General features: G+C 54.2%; 21 protein-coding genes. 13 read left to right on the top strand and 8 right to left on the bottom strand.

Annotation, left to right across the window (positions count from 1 at the left end):
- Positions 1–11: 11 nt before the first annotated feature.
- The 3 genes from ACQG2G_RS15205 to yfcG all read right to left on the bottom strand — a co-directional run bounded on the left by ACQG2G_RS15205 (position 12) and on the right by yfcG (position 1,991).
- Positions 12–905 carry a TIGR01777 family oxidoreductase gene (locus ACQG2G_RS15205; protein ID WP_013098128.1) on the bottom strand — a complete coding sequence of 298 codons (894 nt, stop codon included), beginning with the start codon at positions 903–905 and terminating at the stop codon, positions 12–14.
- 12 nt (positions 906–917) lie between these two features.
- The gene (gene folX / locus ACQG2G_RS15200) at positions 918–1,286 is read right to left on the bottom strand and encodes a dihydroneopterin triphosphate 2'-epimerase (RefSeq protein WP_061771484.1); all 369 of its coding nucleotides are present in this window, start codon (positions 1,284–1,286) and stop codon (positions 918–920) included.
- 75 nt (positions 1,287–1,361) lie between these two features.
- Entirely contained in the window at positions 1,362–1,991 is a 630-nt protein-coding gene (gene yfcG / locus ACQG2G_RS15195) for a GSH-dependent disulfide bond oxidoreductase (RefSeq protein ID WP_023621684.1), read from the bottom strand.
- Positions 1,992–2,131: 140 nt separating this feature from the next.
- Here yfcG and yfcF point away from each other — a divergent pair, with 140 nt between their 5' ends.
- From yfcF to yfcD, 3 genes are read left to right on the top strand one after another with little or no spacing between them, the layout of a single operon-like run.
- Complete coding sequence (gene yfcF / locus ACQG2G_RS15190) at positions 2,132–2,776, top strand: glutathione transferase (protein ID WP_013098125.1); 645 nt, start codon at positions 2,132–2,134, stop codon at positions 2,774–2,776.
- Positions 2,777–2,832: 56 nt separating this feature from the next.
- Positions 2,833–3,384, top strand: coding sequence for a phosphodiesterase (gene yfcE, locus ACQG2G_RS15185; RefSeq protein ID WP_047023803.1), 552 nt, complete (start codon positions 2,833–2,835; stop codon positions 3,382–3,384).
- A 55-nt stretch (positions 3,385–3,439) separates the two neighbouring features.
- Complete coding sequence (gene yfcD / locus ACQG2G_RS15180; RefSeq protein ID WP_013098123.1) at positions 3,440–3,994, top strand: NUDIX hydrolase YfcD; 555 nt, start codon at positions 3,440–3,442, stop codon at positions 3,992–3,994.
- Between the two features lie 3 nt (positions 3,995–3,997).
- On the opposite strand, the gene ACQG2G_RS15175 is transcribed toward yfcD, so the two are convergent.
- Positions 3,998–5,017, bottom strand: coding sequence for a LacI family DNA-binding transcriptional regulator (locus ACQG2G_RS15175; RefSeq protein WP_013098122.1), 1,020 nt, complete (start codon positions 5,015–5,017; stop codon positions 3,998–4,000).
- Between the two features lie 235 nt (positions 5,018–5,252).
- On the opposite strand from ACQG2G_RS15175, the gene ACQG2G_RS15170 reads away from it, so the two are divergent.
- From ACQG2G_RS15170 to ACQG2G_RS15150, 5 genes are all read left to right on the top strand, one after another.
- A complete protein-coding gene (locus ACQG2G_RS15170) occupies positions 5,253–5,696 on the top strand; it encodes a PTS sugar transporter subunit IIA (RefSeq protein ID WP_058662055.1) in 444 nt (147 codons plus the stop codon).
- 80 nt (positions 5,697–5,776) lie between these two features.
- Positions 5,777–6,049 (top strand): PTS sugar transporter subunit IIB, encoded by a 273-nt coding sequence (locus ACQG2G_RS15165; protein WP_061771483.1) that lies wholly within the window; start codon positions 5,777–5,779, stop codon positions 6,047–6,049.
- A 21-nt stretch (positions 6,050–6,070) separates the two neighbouring features.
- Positions 6,071–7,462, top strand: a complete 1,392-nt coding sequence (locus tag ACQG2G_RS15160; protein WP_047023804.1) for a PTS ascorbate transporter subunit IIC — start codon at positions 6,071–6,073, stop codon at positions 7,460–7,462.
- Positions 7,459–8,289: a transketolase gene (locus tag ACQG2G_RS15155; RefSeq protein ID WP_029881737.1), complete on the top strand. Its 831-nt coding sequence runs from the start codon at positions 7,459–7,461 to the stop codon at positions 8,287–8,289. Before ACQG2G_RS15160 ends, ACQG2G_RS15155 begins: the two co-directional genes overlap by 4 nt.
- Positions 8,282–9,235, top strand: coding sequence for a transketolase family protein (locus ACQG2G_RS15150; RefSeq protein ID WP_047023805.1), 954 nt, complete (start codon positions 8,282–8,284; stop codon positions 9,233–9,235). Before ACQG2G_RS15155 ends, ACQG2G_RS15150 begins: the two co-directional genes overlap by 8 nt.
- A gap of 111 nt (positions 9,236–9,346) precedes the next feature.
- Here ACQG2G_RS15150 and pta read toward each other — a convergent pair whose 3' ends face one another.
- Together pta and ackA are read right to left on the bottom strand one after the other, a co-directional pair.
- Positions 9,347–11,488 (bottom strand): phosphate acetyltransferase, encoded by a 2,142-nt coding sequence (gene pta, locus ACQG2G_RS15145; RefSeq protein ID WP_013098116.1) that lies wholly within the window; start codon positions 11,486–11,488, stop codon positions 9,347–9,349.
- Between the two features lie 76 nt (positions 11,489–11,564).
- A complete protein-coding gene (gene ackA, locus ACQG2G_RS15140) occupies positions 11,565–12,767 on the bottom strand; it encodes an acetate kinase (RefSeq protein WP_013098115.1) in 1,203 nt (400 codons plus the stop codon).
- Positions 12,768–13,103: 336 nt separating this feature from the next.
- Here ackA and yfbV point away from each other — a divergent pair, with 336 nt between their 5' ends.
- The 4 genes from yfbV to ACQG2G_RS15120 all read left to right on the top strand — a co-directional run bounded on the left by yfbV (position 13,104) and on the right by ACQG2G_RS15120 (position 16,725).
- Entirely contained in the window at positions 13,104–13,559 is a 456-nt protein-coding gene (yfbV, locus tag ACQG2G_RS15135; RefSeq protein ID WP_020690637.1) for a terminus macrodomain insulation protein YfbV, read from the top strand.
- 92 nt (positions 13,560–13,651) lie between these two features.
- Entirely contained in the window at positions 13,652–14,146 is a 495-nt protein-coding gene (locus ACQG2G_RS15130) for a YfbU family protein (protein ID WP_013098113.1), read from the top strand.
- Positions 14,147–14,157: 11 nt separating this feature from the next.
- Complete coding sequence (locus tag ACQG2G_RS15125) at positions 14,158–14,817, top strand: sugar phosphatase (RefSeq protein WP_023621503.1); 660 nt, start codon at positions 14,158–14,160, stop codon at positions 14,815–14,817.
- Between the two features lie 75 nt (positions 14,818–14,892).
- The gene (locus ACQG2G_RS15120; protein WP_061772061.1) at positions 14,893–16,725 is read left to right on the top strand and encodes an SLC13 family permease; all 1,833 of its coding nucleotides are present in this window, start codon (positions 14,893–14,895) and stop codon (positions 16,723–16,725) included.
- A 53-nt stretch (positions 16,726–16,778) separates the two neighbouring features.
- Here ACQG2G_RS15120 and yfbR read toward each other — a convergent pair whose 3' ends face one another.
- Positions 16,779–17,378: a 5'-deoxynucleotidase gene (yfbR, locus tag ACQG2G_RS15115; protein ID WP_013098110.1), complete on the bottom strand. Its 600-nt coding sequence runs from the start codon at positions 17,376–17,378 to the stop codon at positions 16,779–16,781.
- Positions 17,379–17,495: 117 nt separating this feature from the next.
- Positions 17,496–18,710: an alanine transaminase AlaA gene (gene alaA / locus ACQG2G_RS15110; RefSeq protein ID WP_061772062.1), complete on the bottom strand. Its 1,215-nt coding sequence runs from the start codon at positions 18,708–18,710 to the stop codon at positions 17,496–17,498.
- 946 nt (positions 18,711–19,656) lie between these two features.
- On the opposite strand from alaA, the gene lrhA reads away from it, so the two are divergent.
- Positions 19,657–20,595: a transcriptional regulator LrhA gene (lrhA, locus tag ACQG2G_RS15105; protein WP_028028060.1), complete on the top strand. Its 939-nt coding sequence runs from the start codon at positions 19,657–19,659 to the stop codon at positions 20,593–20,595.
- Positions 20,596–20,675 lie beyond the last annotated feature (80 nt).

Raw genomic sequence — 20,675 nt, 5'->3', positions numbered from 1 at the left:
ATGTAACATATTCATCCCACCACATCCCTCAACGCCTCTTCTAAGTCATACCAGCGAAACGCAAACCCGGCCGCTTCCAGCCGTTTAGGCAGCGCGCGCTGCCCGCCCAGCACCAGCACGGACGCTTCACCCATCATCAGGCGAATCACCGTTGCGGGCACGCGCAAAATCGCCGGGCGATGCAGAGCATGGCCCAGCGCGTGGGCAAACTGCTCGTTACGCACCGGGTACGGCGCAACCATATTGAACGGCCCACGCAGATCGTTATCCAGCAGCCAGAGAATACCGTTGACCATATCGTCGATGTGGATCCACGGCAGATACTGACGACCATTACCGATGGGGCCGCCCAGTCCGAGCCGGAACGGAGGAAGCATTTTCGCCAGAATGCCGCCTTTCGGCGCGAGAACGACGCCGGTACGCAGCAGGCACACGCGGGTATTATCGCTCTGGGCAGCACAGGCTATACGTTCCCACTGGGCGCAGAGCTTATGGGTAAACTCGTTGTGCGGCGGCTCTTCTTCGGTCACGACCACCTCACCGAGATCGCCGTAATAGCCTACCGCAGAACCGGAAATCAGTACCGATGGCGGGGTATGGCTGTTACGGATCAGCTCGACCAGCTTTTCGGTGATGTTCCAGCGGCTGCTGCATAACAGCTGTTTTTGCTCTTCCGTCCAGCGTTTGTCGGCGATAGGTTCACCGGCCAGGTTGATGACGGCGTCAAAACCGTCCAGATTCTGCCGGTCAGCCAGATTTTTCCAGATGTCGATACCGGCACCCAGCACCTGGCGCGCTTTCTCAGGGCTGCGCGTTACCACGGTAATGTCGTGATGTAACGCCTGCAGGCGCGCAATGAGATGACGGCCAATCAGGCCTGTACCGCCGGTCAGCAGAATCTTCATACATCCTCCAGGTTACGCCCGGCGCTGCCAGCTTAACGTCATGGAGACGGAGTCGGCATAACGCAGGGCGTGAAGTTTATCGATCTCTACTTCAGCATAAGTGACCCAGTGATGTTCGCGTGCGATGTCGAGCACATCCTGAGTTAATTTTTCCAGCAGAGAGAAACGGTTATTTTCCACGTACTGAATGATGCTTTTCGTAATCGTGCGATAGTTCAGCGCGTCATTGATATCTTCACTGTCTCTCGCCTTGTCTGCCGGATAGTGGATAACCACATTAATCACGATATCCTGACGGTTGGCGATCTCCTCGTCTTTGATACCGATAAAAGTACGTAAGCGTAAATTTTTTATACGAATAATAGCGTCATGCTGCGACATTGCAGGTCTTCTCCGTGTCAGTATTTCCTCCCCATAATACATGAGAGCCAGACACGCGCCCAACCGGGCGCAGGCCTAAATCTCCTGGATTTTTTTCATCGCACGCTCGGTCGCCGGGCGGGTGCGGATACGTTCAAACCAGTTGTTAACCGCCGGGTAAGAGGCTAAATCAATACGGTGACGTTCATGGGTATTCACCCACGGCCAGCAGGCGATATCGGCGATACTGTAATGATCGCCCCCGAGCCACGGTGATTTTTCCAGCCGACGGTTCAGTACGCCGTACAGCCGCTGCGTTTCTACCTGATAGCGCTCTATCGCATACGGGATGGGTTGTGGCGCGTAAGCGGTAAAGTGGTGGTTCTGCCCCAGCATCGGGCCCAGGCCGCTTGTCTGCCAGAACAGCCACTGTAGCGTGTGGTGACGCTCGCGCAGTTCCCCGCTCAGCAGTTTGCCGGTTTTCTCCGCCAGATAGAGCAAAATCTCCCCGGATTCAAACAGGCTCAACGGTTTGCCGCCATCTGCTGGCAGGTTATCGATGATGGCCGGGATTTTGTTGTTCGGTGAGATGGCCAGAAAGAGAGGCCTGAACTGATCGCCTTTGCTGATATCCACGCGGATGATCCTGTATTCCAGCTCGGCTTCTTCAAGAAAGAGGGTGATCTTATGGCCGTTTGGAGTAGGGGCGTAATAAAGGTCGATCATTCTCAACTCCTGTCAGTGTGAAGTGTAATGCCATGACCAATCAGTATAGGTGGTTGTACAAAATCGTGAGTTTTCATCAAGTGACAGCGGCGTAAAGAGACTATATGTTGAGGGAATACCGATCAGCCGATGAGGATGTTATGAACCAGCCTGTAATCACGTTGTGGTCCGATGCCCAATTCTTTTCACCCTATGTCATGAGCGTGTACGTGGCGCTGGCGGAAAAAGGGCTGTCATTTAGCCTGAAAACCGTTGATCTGGACGGCGGTGAACACCTGAAACCGCAGTGGCAGGGCTACGATCTGACCCGGCGCGTGCCGGTACTGGACATTGATGGCTTCGCGCTGAGTGAATCATCGGCGATCGATGAATACCTGGAAGATCGGTTCGCGCCACCAGAGTGGGAGCGTATTTATCCTCACGATCTGCAAAAGCGGGCCCGGGCACGACAAATCCAGGCGTGGTTGCGCAGCGATTTGGTGCCGATTCGCGTTGAACGCTCCACGGATGTGGTATTTGCGGGTGTGAAAAAGCCCGCCCTGAGTACTGAGGGGGCGCAGAGCGCGCAAAAGCTGATTGACACCGCCACCTCGCTGCTGGCCCACGGTAACCCGAACCTGTTTGGCGAATGGTGTATTGCCGATACCGACCTGGCGCTGATGCTGAACCGCTTGATCCTTAACGGCGATGACGTTCCCCAGCTGCTGGTGGATTACGCCACTTTCCAGTGGCAACGTGCGTCGGTGCAGCGCTATGTGGCACTCTCCGCTAAGCGCGTCGGCTGATAAGCCCTGGCGCTTAAGGTATGATAAGGGCAGTCTGTTTTTCTGAGGAGTGACTGATGAAACTGATGTTTGCGTCGGATATCCATGGATCGCTGCCCGCGACCGAGCGCGTTCTTTCCCTGTTCGCACAAAGTGGGGCGCAGTGGCTGGTTATTTTGGGCGACGTGTTGAACCATGGCCCACGTAACGCATTGCCGGAAGGCTATGCCCCTGCGCAGGTGGCGGAAAAACTCAACCCGTATGCCTCGCGCATTATCGCCGTGCGCGGTAACTGCGACAGCGAAGTGGATCAGATGCTGCTGCACTTCCCCATGACCGCTCCGTGGCAACAGGTGCTGCTGGAAAAATGCCGTCTGTTCCTCACCCATGGTCATCTTTTTAGCCCGGATAATCTCCCGGCGCTGACCGCTGGCGATGTCCTGGTTTACGGCCATACTCATATTCCGGTAGCAGAAAAACGCGGGGAGATTTATCACTTCAACCCAGGTTCGGTCAGCATTCCGAAAGGCGGATACCCGGCGAGCTATGGCATGCTTGATGAGCATACGTTAAGCGTTATCGCACTTAATGATCAGCAAGTTATTGCACAGGTAGCGATTAATCCGTAAGTTACACCTCAACTGTAAACGCGCCGTAAGAGCGCTTAGACGAGAAGGTTTCCCGATGGTGGAGCAGAGTCATTTGGCAAGTACAGAGTGGGTTGACATTGTCAACGAAGAGAATGAAGTGATCGCGCAGGCCAGCCGCGAACAAATGCGCGCTGAACGCCTGCGTCATCGTGCGACGTATATTGTTGTTCATGACGGCATGGGCAAAATTTTGGTTCAACGCCGCACGGACACCAAAGATTTTCTCCCTGGTATGCTGGATGCCACTGCGGGCGGTGTCGTTCAGGCGGATGAGGTCCTGCTGGATTCCGCACGCCGTGAAGCGGAAGAAGAGCTAGGCATTGCGGGCGTACCGTTTGCCGAGCATGGACAGTTCTATTTTGAAGACGAACATTGCCGTGTCTGGGGCGGGCTGTTTAGCTGCGTTTCCCACGGGCCGTTCGCCCTGCAGGAAGAAGAAGTGAGCGAAGTGAGCTGGATGACGCCGGAAGAGATCACCGCGCGTTGTGACGAGTTCACGCCGGATTCGTTAAAAGCACTGGCGCTGTGGATGACCCGCAACGCCAAAAACGAATCGACCAAATCTGAGAAAGAAGAAGAGGCCGAATAAGCTTTAGCAGCTCTCCCTCAGACACAGACTGGATGCGATGGGTTTCTGATCGCGCCAGTCTCCGTCATTCAGACGTTCCAGCAATGCACGTCCCGCTTCAATACCAATCTTACGATGGGGTACTGCCATCGTCGTCAGCGGCGGCTGACAGACACGGCTGACGTCGCTGTCGCCAAACCCGACCACGGCCAAATCGTCCGGCACCTTGATCCGCCTGCGCTGGCACTCGTACAGCGCGCCACAGGCCAGTTCATCTGAGACGCAAACCAGCGCATCCAGCTCCGGCCACGCCAGCAGAAATTCAGGAAGTTGTGCTGCCCCCGTTGAAAAGCTCGGCGGCATGGCGGCGTTAATCACCCGGTTAGGCGACATATGGTGGCGCAGCATCGCTTTGTACCAGCCCTGCAAATGCTGCTGGAAAATCCACTGCTCCTGGTTGGCACACAGCAGGCCGATGTTCTGGTAGCCGCGTTTGATGACCATTTCCGTAAGTTCATACATGGCCGCGACGTTATCAATCCCGATATTCATATCGATAGGATCGGCGCGCATGGCGCCCATCTCCATCACCGGAATCGAGGCGTTTTTCAGCCAGTGACGCACGGTGTCAGTATGTTCAACACTGAGCAAAATCGCTGCGGCGATATTTGACGCCAGCAGCGTTTCCAGCAATTTCTCTTCCTGTTCAAGACGATGCTGGGATTCGGCCAGCATGATCTGATAGCCGGCGGGCTGTAATACCTGCTGGAGCCCGGCGAACATTTCGGAACAACCGGCTTCGGAAAGATTGGGGACGACCATCGCAATCGTCCATGACGAGGCCGAAGCCAGCGCACTGGCTGCAAGATTGGGCATATAGCCTAACTCTTGTACCGCGGCTTCTATTTTTTCTCGCAGTTTATCGGAAACCTGTTCAGGCGTGCGGAGAGCACGGGACACGGTCATTGTGCCCACACCGGCAAGCTGTGCGACATCGGCAAGTGTCACTTTACCGGTACTGCGCCGTTTTCGGGTTAGAGACATACACCTTCCTGCTGACAGGACGCCACTTATTTCATCCTTCGCTTCACGTGACAGGCAGTATACGCCTTAAATCCCTTTTTTTGCTGTGATTTCGCGCCAGGATGTTAATTTGATAGCGCTATCACACTTCTGAATGTTAGATCTTGGTAGCGCTATCTTTGTGATCCCGATCGCAGCCAATTCGTTATGCGTTGAATAAAGTTTGTTCATCTTTAGCGCGATGCCGGGAGGGGAAATGCTCAAAAAGTGGATATATGATACAACCATCACGCTGCAGGAAAGCGTTGAGAGTTGGCCGCAGGCGCTGGAGATATGCGCGAAACCGTTGCTGGAGCTGCAGGTCATTGCGCCGGAATACGTGACGGCCATTATTGAGCAGCACCACACTTTAGGACCCTATTATGTGCTGGCACCAGGGCTAGCCATGCCGCATGCGCGGCCGGAAGAGGGGGCAAAAGGACTGGGCCTCTCATTATTAAAACTCAGGAAGGGCGTTTCATTCGGTGCAGGCGAATTTGATCCCGTCGATGTGATCGTTATGCTGGCAGCACCGGATAAACACAGCCATATCGAAATGATCTCCGCGCTGGCTGAATTATTTTCAAGCGATGAGGATATGGCAGAATTACATCAGGCGAATACCCTGGAGGAAATAAAAACGATAATCGACCGCTTCTGATTTAATTATTTAATCCGACTCGTCACACACATTACGCGCAAGCGTGATGGGACATACTCTACGCAAAAAAGGGGACAACAATGAAAATCATGGCTATATGCGGTTCTGGCCTGGGCAGTAGTTTTATGGTCGAAATGAATATTAAAAAAGTGCTTAAGAAGCTGGACATTGACGCCGAGGTTGAGCACTCCGATTTCTCTTCAGCCACGCCCGGTGCGGCCGATCTTTTCGTGATGGCGAAAGATATTGCCTCCAGCGCCAGCGTGCCGGAAAACCAGCTGGTGGTGATCAATAACATCATCGATATCAACGAACTTGAAGCGCAGCTGCGTGCCTGGTTCGAAAGACAATAACCCTGATAAGGCGAGGTGGATATGTTTATCCTTGAAACGCTGAATTTCGTTGTCGATATTTTAAAAGTCCCTTCAGTGCTGGTGGGCCTGATTGCCTTAATTGGTCTCGTTGCGCAGAAAAAAGCCTTTTCTGACGTTGTAAAAGGGACCATTAAAACTATTCTCGGGTTTATTGTGCTGGGCGGTGGCGCCACCGTGCTGGTGGGGTCTTTAAATCCATTAGGCGGTATGTTTGAACACGCCTTTAATATCCAGGGCATTATCCCCAATAATGAAGCGATTGTTTCCATTGCGCTGGAAAAATATGGGGCCTCGACCGCGCTGATTATGGCGTTTGGTATGGTGGCCAATATTCTCGTCGCCCGCTTTACCCGTCTGAAGTATATCTTCCTGACCGGACACCACACGTTCTACATGGCGTGCATGATTGGGGTGATCCTCACGGTTGCGGGCTTTGAAGGGGTAGGTCTGGTCTTTACGGGGTCGCTGATCCTCGGGCTGGTCATGGCCTTCTTCCCGGCGATTGCGCAGCGTTACATGAAGCGCATTACCGGCAACGATGATATTGCTTTCGGCCATTTCGGCACTCTGGGCTACGTGCTGTCCGGCTGGATTGGCAGCAGGGTCGGCAAAGGTTCACGTTCAACCGAAGAGATGAACCTGCCGAAGAACCTGAGCTTCCTGCGTGACAGCTCGATCTCCATCTCTCTGACCATGATGATTATCTACCTGATCATGGCGGTGAGCGCCGGGCGTGAATACGTCGAGGCGACCTTCAGCGGCGGTCAGAACTACCTGGTCTACGCCATTATCATGGCAATCACCTTCGCCGCAGGGGTGTTCATCATCCTGCAGGGTGTACGCCTGATTCTGGCAGAAATCGTCCCGGCCTTTACCGGCTTCTCAGAAAAACTGGTGCCCAATGCGCGTCCGGCCCTGGACTGCCCGGTGGTCTATCCGTATGCGCCCAACGCGGTGCTGATTGGCTTCCTGTTCAGCTTCCTCGGGGGGATTGTGGGGTTAATTATCTGCGGCCAGTTTAACTGGGTGCTGATCCTGCCGGGCGTGGTGCCGCACTTCTTCACCGGCGCAACCGCGGGCGTGTTTGGTAACGCCACCGGTGGACGTCGCGGGGCAATGATTGGCGCCTTTGCCAACGGGCTCTTAATCACCTTCCTGCCGGTGCTGCTGCTGCCTGTACTGGGAGCCATTGGCTTTGCCAATACCACTTTCTCGGACGCTGACTTCGGCGCCGTCGGGATTGTGCTTGGCAACCTGGCGCGCTTCCTGTCACCGCTGGCCATCACCGGGCTTGTCGTTGCGTTGTTCGCGCTGCTGGTGGCGTACAACGTGTTCGCGAAAAACAAATCTGCGGGTGGTAATGCGCAGGAAAACACCGGAGCCAAATCATGAACGAGAATGAGATAACCGAACTCGCGCGTCAAATTCGACTCGAGACCCTGAAATCGCTGACGCAGCTGGGATTTGGTCACTACGGCGGCAGTATGTCGGTCGTCGAAACCCTGGCCGTACTGTACGGTGCGGTAATGAAAATTGACCCGGCAGACCCGGACTGGCCAGAACGAGACTACTTTGTCCTGTCGAAGGGCCATGCGGGACCGGCCCTGTACAGTACGCTGGCGATTAAGGGCTATTTCCCGATGGAAGAGCTGAGCACGCTTAACCAGAACGGCACACGCCTGCCAAGCCATCCGGACCGGCTAAAAACACGCGGTGTGGATGCCACGACCGGTTCGCTTGGCCAGGGGATCTCCATCGCGGGCGGCATGGCGCTGTCGCACAAGCTGGCCGGGCGGTCAAATCGGGTCTTTTGCATCGTCGGTGACGGCGAGCTGAACGAAGGGCAGTGCTGGGAAGCGTTCCAGTTTATTGCCCACCATCGTCTTAACAACCTGACGGTGTTTGTGGACTGGAATAAACAACAGCTTGATGGCGAGCTGGATGAGATCATCTGCGCGTTCGATCTGGAAGGGAAATTCCGCGCCTTTGGTTTTGACGTGGTGACGGTGAAAGGAGATGACATCCCGGCACTGCTGAAGGTCACCGCACCGGTTCCGCCAGCGGATGCGCGTCCGCGGGTGGTGATCCTCGACAGCATCAAAGGACAGGGAGTGGCGTATCTGGAACAGCTGGGTAACTCGCACCACCTGCGATTGACCCCGGAGAGCAAAGCGGCCCTCGACGAGGCGATCCGCCAGCTGGAGGTAACTCATGATTAAGGTTGCACCTGCAGGACAGAAAGATGCCATAGAGATGCGTAAGGTCTACGCGGGCTTTGTGGCAAAACAGATTGAAGCCGGGAGCGAGATCATCGCCCTGGAAGCGGATCTGATGAGCTCAATGGCGATGGACGGCGTGGCGCGCGATTATCCGCAACATGTGATCAACTGCGGCATTATGGAGGCCAACGTGATCGGTACCGCGGCCGGGCTGTCACTCACCGGCCGCAAGCCGTTTGTTCATACCTTTACCGCGTTTGCCAGTCGTCGCTGCTTCGACCAGCTGTTTATGTCCCTGGACTACCAGCGTAATAACGTGAAGGTCATTGCCTCGGATGCGGGCGTGACGGCCTGCCACAACGGCGGGACACATATGTCGTTCGAGGATATGGGCATTGTGCGCGGTCTGGCGCATTCGGTAGTGCTGGAGGTGACCGACGCGGTGATGTTTGAAGACATACTGCGCCAGCTTATCGACCTCGACGGGTTCTACTGGGTACGTACTATCCGTAAGCAGGCGCCAAGCGTGTATGCCCCGGGTTCAACGTTTACCATCGGCAAAGGCAATGTGCTGCGCGAAGGAAGCGACATTACCCTGATTGCCAACGGCATTATGGTGGCCGAAGCGCTGGAAGCGGCCCGTCAGCTTGAGCAGGAGGGCGTTAGCGCGGCAGTGATAGACATGTTTACCCTGAAGCCCATCGACCGGATGCTGGTGAAAAACTACGCCGAGAAAACCGGGCGGATCGTGACCTGCGAAAACCATAGCATTCACAACGGGCTGGGCTCGGCGGTGGCGGAAGTGCTGGTGGAGACCTGCCCGGTGCCGATGCGTCGCGTGGGGGTGAAGGAGCGTTACGGCCAGGTAGGGACGCAGGACTTCCTGCAGAAGGAGTATGGCCTGACGGCGCATGACATTGTTTCAGCGGCGCGAGAGCTGCTGTAAATAAAAAAGGCGACCGTGGGGTCGCCTTTTTGTTGCCCGGTGGCGCTAGCGCTTACCGGGCCTACGGTCCTGTAGGCCGGATAAGCGAAGCGCCATCCGGCAAGACCTTATTTACTGCTGCTGCGAAGACTGGATCGCCGTCAGCGCGATGGTGTAGACGATATCGTCTACCAGCGCGCCACGGGACAGGTCGTTCACAGGTTTGCGCATACCCTGCAGCATTGGCCCGATGGAGATCAGGTCTGCTGAACGCTGTACCGCTTTGTAGGTGGTGTTACCGGTGTTCAGATCCGGGAAGATGAACACGGTAGCGCGACCTGCAACCGGGGAGTTTGGCGCTTTGGATTTCGCAACGTCAGCCATAACTGCGGCATCGTACTGCAGCGGGCCGTCGATCATCAGATCAGGGCGTTTTTCCTGTGCAATACGGGTCGCTTCACGCACTTTCTCTACGTCGCTACCTGCACCAGAAGTGCCGGTAGAGTAGGAGAGCATCGCGACGCGTGGTTCGATACCGAAGGCAATCGCGGAGTCCGCGGACTGGATTGCGATTTCAGCCAGCTGCTCTGCAGTTGGATCCGGGTTGATCGCACAGTCGCCGTAAACGTAAACCTGTTCAGGCAGCAGCATGAAGAACACGGAGGAAACCAGAGAGCTGCCTGGAGCCGTTTTGATCAGCTGCAGCGGTGGACGGATGGTGTTCGCGGTAGTATGAACCGCACCGGACACCAGGCCGTCAACTTCGTCCTGCTCCAGCATCAGCGTACCCAGCACCACGTTGTCTTCCAGCTGCTCACGCGCAACGGCTTCGGTCATGCCTTTGTTCTTACGCAGTTCGACCAGACGGGCAACGTAGCTTTCGCGAACCACTTCTGGATCAACGATTTCGATGCCAGCACCCAGCTCAACGCCCTGGGATGCCGCAACGCGGTTGATCTCATCCGGGTTACCCAGCAGCACACAGGTCGCGATGCCGCGCTCTGCACAGATTGCGGCCGCTTTCACGGTACGTGGTTCGTCGCCTTCTGGCAGAACAACACGTTTGCCCGCTTTACGCGCCAGCTCGGTCAGCTGGTAACGGAAGGCCGGAGGAGACAGACGACGGCTGCGCTCGGAGGTTGCGGTCAGGGATTCGATCCAGTCTGCGTTGATGTAGCTTGCAACGTATTCCTGAACTTTCTCGATACGCTCGTGGTCATCAACCGGCACTTCCAGGTTGAAGCTCTGCAGGCTCAGGGAGGTCTGCCAGGTGTTGGTATTAACCATGAATACCGGCAGGCCAGTCGCGAACGCGCGTTCGCACAGCTTGCTGACGCGTGGATCCATCTCGTAAGCACCGGTCAGCAGGATAGCACCGATTTCTACGCCATTCATCGCGGCCAGGCAGGCAGCAACCAGCACGTCTGGACGGTCTGCGGAGGTCACCAGCAGGGAACCAGCACGGAAGTGCTCCAGCATATGCGGAATGCTGCGGGCGCAGAAGGTCACGGATTTCACGCGGCGGGTATTGATGTCGCCTTCGTTGATCACGGTGGCGTTCAGGTGACGCGCCATATCGATGGCACGAGTGGCAATCAGATCGAAGCTCCACGGCACCGCGCCCAGAACCGGCAGTGGGCTGGATTCCTGCAGTTTAGCCGGGTCAACTTTAATGACTTTCGCTTTGGAAGAGTCGTCGAAGATCTCGGACAGGTCAGGACGCGTACGGCCCTGCTCATCCACCGGCGCATTCAGTTTGTTGACGATTACGCCCGTGATGTTGGTGTTTTTAGTACCACCGAAGCTGCTGCGGGTCAGTTCGATACGCTCTTTCAGCTGCTCTGGGGTATCTGTGCCCTGAGACATCACAAAGACGATCTCGGCGTTCAGGGTTTTCGCAATTTCGAAGTTCAGCGACTGGGCAAACTGGTGTTTGCGGGTCGGAACCAGGCCTTCAACCAGCACCACTTCCGCGTCTTTTGTATTGGCGTGGTAGTTGGCGATGATCTCTTCCATCAGCACGTCTTTCTGGTTGCTGGAGAGCAGAGATTCAACGTGGTTCATCTTCAGCGGTTCGGCCGCTGGCAGATTGGAGTTCTTACGAACGATGGTGGTGGTCTGGTCTGGCGCATCGCCACCGGCACGTGGCTGGGCGATTGGCTTAAAGACGCTCAGACGAACGCCTTTGCGTTCCATAGCACGGATCACGCCAAGGCTGACGCTGGTCAGGCCGACGCTGGTTCCGGTAGGGATCAGCATAATAGTACGGGACACGGTATATCCTCTTTCGTTACCGCCTGATTGTGGCGGGTGACAAAACAGCACCGCCAGCAGAGCTGGCGGTGTGGAATCAAGCAGTCAGACGGTGCGCGTCTTGCGCGATGACCAGCTCTTCGTTTGTTGGGATAACGAGAGCAGGGCGGGTGCCTTCTTTGTTGATGAAGCCAGACTTGCCGAAGCGGGCAGCCAGGTTACGCTCGTGATCAACCTCAAAGCCCAGAACGCCCAGTTTGCCCAAGGACAGTTCGCGAACCATTGCCGCGTTCTCACCGATACCACCGGTGAAGACAACAGCGTCCAGACGGCCATCCATCAGCGCAGTGTAAGAGCCGATGTATTTCGCCAGACGGTGGCAGTAAACGTCCATTGCACGTTTAGCGTCTTCTTTCTCTGCGTAGTTGTCTTCAACGTAACGGCAGTCGCTGGTGACTTCGGTCAGACCCAGCAGGCCAGACTCTTTGGTCAGCATTTTGTTGATCTGGTCAACGCTCATGCCCAGGGTGTCGTGCAGGTGGAAGATAATCGCCGGGTCGATGTCACCGGAACGCGTACCCATCACCAGACCTTCCAGCGGGGTCAGACCCATGGAGGTATCAACACATTTACCGTTGCGGATTGCAGAAACGGAACCACCGTTGCCCAGGTGGCAGGTGATGATGTTCACTTCTTCAACCGGTTTGTTCAGCACTTTTGCCGCTTCCTGAGTCACATAGAAGTGGCTGGTGCCGTGCGCGCCATAGCGACGAACACCGTGCTCTTTGTAGAGGCTGTATGGCAGGGCATAGAGGTAAGACTCTTCCGGCATGGTCTGATGGAACGCGGTGTCAAACACGGCCACGTTTTTGTCTTTCAGATTCGGGAAGGATTTCAGCGCTTCAGCGATACCGATCAGGTGCGCCGGGTTGTGCAGCGGTGCAAAAGATGCAGAGTCTTTGATGCCCTGGATAACAGAGTCGTCAATCACGACGGAACTGGTGTATTTCTCGCCACCATGGACGATACGGTGACCAATCGCAGTCAGCTGAGCAGACAGTTCTGGTTTTTGTGCCAGAATAGTGTTAACGATAAAGTTCAGCGCTTCACTGTGAGCGGCGCCTGCACCTAAAGCCGCTTCTTGTTTGCTGCCGTCCATCTTCCACTTGATACGTGCTTCAGGCAGATGGAAACATTCGGCCAAACCAGAGAGGTACTCGTCACCGTTGAGCGCATCGATGATGGCGAATTTCAGTGAGGAGCTACCGCAGTTCAGAACCAGTACTAACTTACTCGACATGGAAGTACCTATAATTGATACGTGGCTAAAAAAACGTCAAAGAGTCTAAAAGCGTAACGCATGCTGACCCAGACATTTATGATTAACATCATGCCAAACGAACATTCTGGCAGGATGGAAGAAATACCTATGATTTTAAGCCATTTTGAACATTTTTCAGACAATGGCATAATATGCGATAATTTGACGAGTTAACGATTCTCGTCTACGGCCCTATCAGGCTGGCACAGGATACCCGATACGGGGTAGTGATGACAAAATATTTTGAACGTTGTCATAGCTTGTTGTGGTTTTGCACGAAAATTTTAATTTTTATATGTGAAGTTGAGGTATGCCATGTCGACACCTGAGATCCCGTCCGTGAATTTTTTTAGTCTGTTTCGTCGGGGACAGCATTACGCGAAGACGTGGCCGATGGAAAAACGCCTTGCGCCCATGTTCATTGAGAATCGCACAATCCGCGCCACGCGCTACGCGATTCGCTTCATGCCTCCTGTCGCTATTTTTACCCTCTGCTGGCAAATTGCGCTGGGCGGACAGCTCGGCCCTGCCGTGGCGACGGCGCTTTTTGCGTTGAGCCTGCCGATGCAAGGGCTGTGGTGGTTAGGTAAGCGTTCAATCACGCCTCTGCCGCCTTCTATTTTACACTGGTTTTATGACGTTCGCGGGAAACTGGAAGAAGCCGGTCAGGCGCTCGCTCCGGTTGAAGGCAAGCCCGATTATCAGGCGCTGGCTGACACGCTTAAGCGAGCTTTTAAGCAACTTGATAAAACATTCCTCGATGATTTGTGATTGATCATCGAAACGACTAATAAAAGAAGGCACAGTAACACACCGTTACCGTGTCTTTTTTTTCAAGTGCCATGCGCTACAGGAGTCGAAAGATGGAAATGACCCATGCTCAACGTCTGATTTTGTCCAACCAGTACAAAATGATGACTATGCTTGATCCCGATAACGCTGAGCGCTACAGCCGCCTGCAGACCATCGTCGAACGCGGCTTTGGTTTGCAGATGCGTGAACTGGACCGCGAGTTTGGCGAGCTGAAAGAAGAAACCTGCCGCATCGTGATCGACATTATGGAGATGTACCACGCGCTTCACGTGTCCTGGACCAACCTGAAAGATCAGCAGTCCATTGACGAGCGCCGCGTCACTTTCTTAGGCTTTGATGCCGCAACGGAAGCGCGCTATCTGAGCTATGTCCGCTTTATGGTGAATACAGAAGGGCGTTATACGCACTTTGATGCGGGCACCCACGGCTTTAACGCGCAGACCCCTATGTGGGAAAAATACCAGCGCATGCTGAGCGCATGGCACGCCTGCCCGCGCCAGTACCACTTAAGCAGCAACGAAATTCAACAAATCATTAATGCCTGACGGAGGTGCGTGTGCAGTGTAGAGGTTTTCTGTTTGATCTGGACGGTACGCTGGTGGATTCGCTACCGGTTGTAGAGCGTTCATGGTGCCATTGGGCGGACAGACATGGCATCGACCATCAGGACGTGCTGAATTTTATCCACGGCAAACAGGCCATAACCTCGCTCCGCCATTTTCTGGCGGGACGCTCTGAGGACGAAATTCAGGCAGAGTTTAAATATCTGGAACACATTGAAGCCACCGATACGGACGGCATTACCGCGTTACCCGGTGCTCGTGAATTGCTTGAGCATTTGAATGAAGCGCAAATTCCGTGGGCCATTGTCACCTCCGGCTCGGTTCCCGTGGCTCACGCTCGTCATAAGGCGGCGGGTTTACCCACGCCGGACGTGTTCATTACCGCTGAGCGCGTGAAACGCGGCAAACCGGAGCCTGATGCCTTTTTGCTGGGTGCAGAACTGCTGGGCATCCCCCCGGCGGAGTGCGTGGTGGTGGAAGATGCGGCAGCGGGCGTGCTGGCCGGATTGAACGCCGGCAGCCACGTTATTGCCGTCAACGTTCCGGCCGATTCTCCCCGTCTGGACGAGGCGGACTTTGTGCTCAATACGCTGACCGCGCTTGATATCGCTAAGGCGCCAGACGGTATTGTAACCGTCTCGCTAAAAGTGTAATCCCATGATTTAGCCCCACGCTGGTGGGGCTTTTTTATGGCACAATTTCGCATCTCTCTCTGACAAGGACATGTTGTGAACGGTGAACTGATTTGGGTGCTCAGCCTGCTTTTAATCGCCATCATTCTGTTTGCTACAGGCAAAGTGCGCATGGATGCCGTCGCTTTGTTTGTTATCGTTGCGTTTGCGCTGAGCGGTACGCTCACGCTGCCGGAAGCCTTCTCGGGCTTTAGCGATCCTAACGTCATTCTGATTGCCGCGCTGTTTATTATTGGCGACGGGCTGGTGCGCACCGGCGTGGCGACCCTCGTGGGGGCATGGCTGGTGAGGGTGGCTGGCAACAGCGAAACCAAAATGCTGATCTACCTCATGCTAACGGTCGCCGGGCTGGGAGCCTTTATGAGCTCGACGGGCGTCGTTGCCATCTTTATCCCGGTGGTGTTGAGCGTCTCCATGCGCATGCAAACCTCACCGTCGCGCCTGATGATGCCCCTGAGCTTTGCCGGGCTCATCAGCGGCATGATGACCCTGGTGGCCACGCCGCCAAACCTGGTGGTCAACAGCGAGCTGATACGTGAAGGGCTGGAGGGCTTTAGCTTCTTCAGCGTCACCCCGCTTGGGCTGGTCATTTTGTTGATGGGTGTGGTGTATATGCTGCTGACTCGCTTCGCCCTGAAAGGCGAGAAGCAGGATAAAACTAAAGATGGCTGGAAACGACGCACCTTCCGCGATCTGATCAAAGAGTACCGTCTGGCCGGCCGCGCCCGCCGTCTGGCCATTCGTCCCGGTTCGCCAATGGTCGGCCAGCGCCTGGATGACCTGAAGCTGCGCGAACGGTATGGCGCGAACGTGATCGGCGTGGAGCGCTGGCGTCGCTTTCGCCGGGTCATCGTCAACGTGAACGGGGTGTCCGAATTCCGGGCGCGTGACGTTCTGCTGATCGATATGTCCACCGCAGAGGTCGATCTGCGTGAGTTTTGCAGTGAGCAGCTGCTGGAGCCGATGGTGCTACGCGGAGAGTATTTCTCCGACCAGGCGCTGGATGTGGGTATGGCGGAAGTGTCGCTGATCCCGGAATCGGAATTGTTGGGCAAAACCGTGCGTGAAATGGGGTTCCGTACCCGCTACGGTCTTAATGTCGTCGGCCTGAAGCGTGATGGTGTGGCGATGGAAGGGGCCGTGGTGGATGAGCCCATCCTGCTGGGCGATATTTTTCTCGTGGTGGGTAACTGGAAGCTTATCAGCCAGCTCGGCCAAAAAGGCCGCGATTTTGTGGTACTCAACATGCCCGTTGAGGAGAGCGATGCCTCTCCGGCCCACAGCCAGGCGCCTCACGCCATTTTTTGTCTGGTGTTGATGGTGGCACTAATGCTCACCGACGAGATCCCGAACCCGGTGGCGGCGATTATTGCCTGCCTGTTAATGGGCAAGTTTCGCTGTATTGATGCCGAGAGCGCCTATAAAGCAATTCACTGGCCAAGCATCATTTTGATTGTCGGGATGATGCCATTCGCCCTTGCCCTGCAAAAAACCGGTGGGGTGGATTTAGTGGTTAAAGGGCTCATGGACATCGGCGGGGGATACGGTCCGTATATGATGATGGTGTGCCTGTTCGTGATGTGCGCCGCGATAGGGCTGTTCATTTCCAATACCGCCACGGCGGTGCTGATGGCGCCTATTGCACTGGCGATGGCGAAATCAATGGGCGTGTCGCCGTACCCCTTTGCGATGATGGTGGCGATGGCGGCCTCTGCGGCGTTTATGACGCCGGTCTCTTCGCCGGTTAACACGCTGGTACTGGGGCCGGGTAATTACCGCTTTAGCGATTTCGTGAAGATTGGCGTACCGTTCACCATACTGGTGATGCTGGTATGTGTGGTGCTGATTCCGGTGTTATTCCCGTTTTAGCGTGAGCGCAGAAACGTTGGCCGGGTAAGGCGAAGCCGCCACCCGGCGAAAAATTACAACGGAGAATCCTGGCTGATCTCATCCAGCGATAAATGGAAGCTCGGCACAAACACCTGCATAAAATAATCCATCTCTTCGCTGCGGCGGGATTCCAGCGTCTTCTCCAGACGCGTTTTGGCCAGTAAAAATTCGTTATTCCCCGCGGACAACTCTTCCAGACATTTCAGATAGGCACACAGCGCGTCCGCCTGCTTCACCAGTGACTTTTCCTCTTCCGTATACTGATGTTCGTCAATCAGCGGCTCAAAGACGTCACGTAGCTCTTCCGGGACCATCTCAATCAGCTTCTGCTGGGCAATCTTCTCAATGGCCTTATATTCCTGCGCAATCTGCGAATTGAAATATTTTACCGGCGTAGGCAGGTCGCCGGTCAGCACTTCTGACGCATCGTGATACATCGCCAGCAGCGCGATACGTTCCGCATTGACCTGACCGTTGAATTTGCGGTTTTTAATGGCCGCAAGGGCATGCGCGACCATTGCAACCTGCAGACTATGTTCTGAGACATTTTCGGTGCGCACATTGCGCATCAAAGGCCAGCGGTTGATGAGTTTCAGGCGGGAGAGGTGGGCAAAAAAATGACTCTGACTCATAGGTTACCTTTTGTCTTCACTGCGACAGACTTCATTGTGCGGGGAGGGGAGGGAAGATGCAAATTTGCGGATTTTGAAGGCCGGGTTAGCGCAGCGCCACCCGGCAGAATGATTGTGTTACTGGTGGTAGCCAGAGAGGAATCGCCCGAAGCGGCTGATGGCCATTTCGAGGTCGTCTTCGCGCGGCAACGTCACGATACGAACGTGATCCGGCCATGGCCAGTTAAAGGCCGTGCCCTGAACCAGCAGCACTTTTTCCTGCAGCAGGAAATCAAGCACCATTTTTTGGTCATCGTGAATGTTGAAGCGCTTCGCGTCGATTTTCGGGAACATGTAAAGCGCACCGTTAGGCTTCACGCATGAGACGCCAGGGATGTCGTTGATCAGCTCCCAGGCGCGGTTACGCTGTTCGTACAGGCGGCCGCCGGGCACGATGAACTCGCTGATGCTCTGATAGCCGCCCAGCGCCGTCTGGATCGCGTGCTGGGCCGGAACGTTGGCACACAAACGCATGGAAGCCAGCATCTCCAGCCCTTCAATGTAACCTTTCGCATGTTTTTTCGGACCGTTCAGGACCATCCAGCCCTGGCGGAAACCGGCCACACGGTAAGTTTTAGACAGGCCGTTAAAGGTGACGGTCAGCAGGTCTGGCGCCAGCGCGGCGATAGAGTAGTGCTGCGCGGCGTCATACAGGATCTTGTCGTAAATTTCATCAGCGAAGATGATCAGGTTATGCTGACGGGCGATCTCCACGATCTCCATCAGCAGCGCTTTAGAGTAGACGGCACCCGTCGGGTTGTTCGGGTTAATAATCACGATGCCGCGCGTACGCGGGGTGATTTTTGCGCGAATATCATCGAGGTCCGGGAACCAGTCAGAGGATTCGTCGCAGAGATAGTGCACCGCCTTACCGCTGGAGAGTGATACGGCCGCCGTCCACAGCGGGTAATCCGGGGCGGGTACCAGCATTTCGTCGCCGCTGTTCAGCAATGCCTGCATGGCCTGCACGATCAGCTCAGAGACGCCGTTGCCGATATAAATATCCTCAACGGTAACGTCACGCATACCGCGTGCCTGGTAGTGCTGCATAATGGCTTTGCGTGCGGAGTAGAGTCCTTTTGAATCACAATAGCCTTGTGCAGTAGGCAGGTTGCGGATCACATCAACCAGGATTTCATCCGGCGCTTCAAAACCAAACGGCGCAGGGTTACCAATGTTGAGTTTCAGAACCTTATTGCCTTCTTCTTCCAGGCGTTTTGCCTCTTTGAGAACCGGGCCACGGATGTCGTAACAGACGTTATCTAGCTTGCTGGATTTTTCGATAGGGGACATGAACCTTTAACCTTTTCGCTATTATTGCCGCTCCCTGCCGTGGAAGTCAGCACGGAACAATGTACTCCCCCCTCGCTTCGTTTTGAAGGGTAAACAGAAGAAGATTTTGTGCAATAGAAAAAATTCTGTTGAATCTCTTTCGCTGCCTGCGTTGAAATTTTCTGGTCTAAAGTTATGCATGAAAGCGTTTTATTAGGTTAATTGTGCTGTTAATTTTAATCTTTGTTGCATATTGTGCTATTAAAAATAAAATAGCGGCCAGGGTTAAGGCGGAAGTTTACCTGAGTGACTTTTCGTAAAATCTGAGTGCTTCAATAGATCACGCTGTAATAGCAGGCTTTGGTTAAAAGTTGCTCATGTGAAATTAATGTTAAGTGTTATTAATGATTGAGCTTAATCTAAATTAAAATTTATTTATTATTAACCTACAAAATGCAACTTTAGTTAATTTTAATAAAATTAGTTTAGAAGCCTAACAACAACCTTTAATCCTGAATATTGCGATAAGACTTATAAATAAAGTGGATTTGAGTTAAGATGTCTTTAAGGAAAGCAGAGGAAAGACGTATGTGATTTGTATATCTTGCCCTGATTTTCTGAATTAATTGATTGTTATTGTTGGAGTTATCTCTGGCTGGCGTGTGCAAAGCACAACCTGCAACGTTGACAGCGCTGCGATAAAGATGGCAGAAAAGGTGTCATACCTTTAATGTAATTTACATTAACCTGCGATCATCTAAATATCCTGAACGTTTAAGAGAATAAAAATAACGTCATGAAACGTGCTTTCTGACTGTTGATATATACACTAAAGCAGCACAATAACTATCTGTCAGGCAGTCTGCCGGGCCGGGATGCGAGGGAAAACTTCAGAAGGAATTGCTTAACTGTTACACACAGCTTCAACCCGGGCAGCTCCGCACGAGCAACCTGAAAGTGAATAGATATGATAAATGCAAATCGTCCGATAATGAATCTCGACCTCGATCTGCTGAGAACGTTTGTTGCGGTCGCAGACCTCAACACTTTTGCAGCAGCTGCTGCCGCAGTTTGCCGAACCCAGTCCGCCGTCAGTCAGCAAATGCAGCGTCTGGAACAACTGGTTGGTAAAGAGCTTTTTGCCCGTCATGGTCGTAATAAGCTCTTAACGGAACACGGTATTCAGCTACTGGGTTATGCCAGGAAAATACTTCGCTTTAATGACGAAGCATGTATGTCATTAATGTTTAGCAACCTTCAGGGTGTGCTAACGTTAGGTGCATCTGATGAGTCAGCGGATACTATATTGCCGTTCCTTCTTAATCGAATCAGTTCGGTTTATCCGAAGCTTGCGCTGGATGTTAGCGTGAAGCGTAATGCTTTTATGATTGAGATGTTAAAAGAGAACGAGGTTGACCTCGTGGTCACCACGCATCGTCCCGGCCAATTTAATTGCCTGACGCTGCGAACGTCTCCTACGCACTGGTATTGCGCGGCGGAATATGTGCTTCAGCAAGGCGAGCCTGTTCCTCTGGTCTTGCTGGACGATCCGAGCCCATTCCGCGATATGGTGCTGGCAGCGCTCAACGAGGCCAACATTCCGTGGCGGCTGGCATATGTGGCCTCCACATTGCCTGCCGTTCGCGCAGCGGTCAAAGCCGGCCTTGGCGTAACGGCGCGTCCGGTGGAGATGATGAGCCCGGATCTGCGGGTGCTGGGAAAATCCGATGGACTCCCTTCGCTGCCGGATACGGAGTATCTGCTGTGCCACAACACGTCCAGTAACAACGAGCTGGCGAAAGTGGTGTTCGAAGCAATGGAGAACTACCATAACCCGTGGCAGTTCGAGCATGTTACCCACGAAGGGGGGGATGACTCCCTGATCGTTGAAGGTGACTTTGAGTGATCGAGAGCTCAAAATTCTGGTAACAAAATGTAAGTGTAAAAAAATGCCACTCGTGCGATTTTCGCATGGAGTGGCTTTTT

The sequence above is a fragment of the Enterobacter cloacae complex sp. 382A5 genome (assembly GCF_050031095.1).
Classification (GTDB): Bacteria; Pseudomonadota; Gammaproteobacteria; order Enterobacterales; family Enterobacteriaceae; genus Enterobacter; species Enterobacter cloacae.
Note: the sequence above shows the minus strand (reverse complement) of the source record. Positions and strands in the feature narration are given on the sequence as shown.

Coding starts and splice junctions, on each gene's coding strand:
- alaA (WP_061772062.1), bottom strand. CDS start 18,710: ATGTCCCCTATCGAAAAATCCAGCAAGCTAGATAACGTCTGTTACGAC.
- yfcE (WP_047023803.1), top strand. CDS start 2,833: ATGAAACTGATGTTTGCGTCGGATATCCATGGATCGCTGCCCGCGACC.
- ACQG2G_RS15170 (WP_058662055.1), top strand. CDS start 5,253: ATGCTCAAAAAGTGGATATATGATACAACCATCACGCTGCAGGAAAGC.
- ACQG2G_RS15130 (WP_013098113.1), top strand. CDS start 13,652: ATGGAAATGACCCATGCTCAACGTCTGATTTTGTCCAACCAGTACAAA.
- ACQG2G_RS15205 (WP_013098128.1), bottom strand. CDS start 905: ATGAAGATTCTGCTGACCGGCGGTACAGGCCTGATTGGCCGTCATCTC.
- folX (WP_061771484.1), bottom strand. CDS start 1,286: ATGTCGCAGCATGACGCTATTATTCGTATAAAAAATTTACGCTTACGT.
- yfbR (WP_013098110.1), bottom strand. CDS start 17,378: ATGAGTCAGAGTCATTTTTTTGCCCACCTCTCCCGCCTGAAACTCATC.
- yfcG (WP_023621684.1), bottom strand. CDS start 1,991: ATGATCGACCTTTATTACGCCCCTACTCCAAACGGCCATAAGATCACC.
- yfcD (WP_013098123.1), top strand. CDS start 3,440: ATGGTGGAGCAGAGTCATTTGGCAAGTACAGAGTGGGTTGACATTGTC.
- yfbV (WP_020690637.1), top strand. CDS start 13,104: ATGTCGACACCTGAGATCCCGTCCGTGAATTTTTTTAGTCTGTTTCGT.
- ACQG2G_RS15165 (WP_061771483.1), top strand. CDS start 5,777: ATGAAAATCATGGCTATATGCGGTTCTGGCCTGGGCAGTAGTTTTATG.
- ACQG2G_RS15160 (WP_047023804.1), top strand. CDS start 6,071: ATGTTTATCCTTGAAACGCTGAATTTCGTTGTCGATATTTTAAAAGTC.
- ackA (WP_013098115.1), bottom strand. CDS start 12,767: ATGTCGAGTAAGTTAGTACTGGTTCTGAACTGCGGTAGCTCCTCACTG.
- yfcF (WP_013098125.1), top strand. CDS start 2,132: ATGAACCAGCCTGTAATCACGTTGTGGTCCGATGCCCAATTCTTTTCA.
- lrhA (WP_028028060.1), top strand. CDS start 19,657: ATGATAAATGCAAATCGTCCGATAATGAATCTCGACCTCGATCTGCTG.
- ACQG2G_RS15175 (WP_013098122.1), bottom strand. CDS start 5,017: ATGTCTCTAACCCGAAAACGGCGCAGTACCGGTAAAGTGACACTTGCC.
- ACQG2G_RS15155 (WP_029881737.1), top strand. CDS start 7,459: ATGAACGAGAATGAGATAACCGAACTCGCGCGTCAAATTCGACTCGAG.
- ACQG2G_RS15150 (WP_047023805.1), top strand. CDS start 8,282: ATGATTAAGGTTGCACCTGCAGGACAGAAAGATGCCATAGAGATGCGT.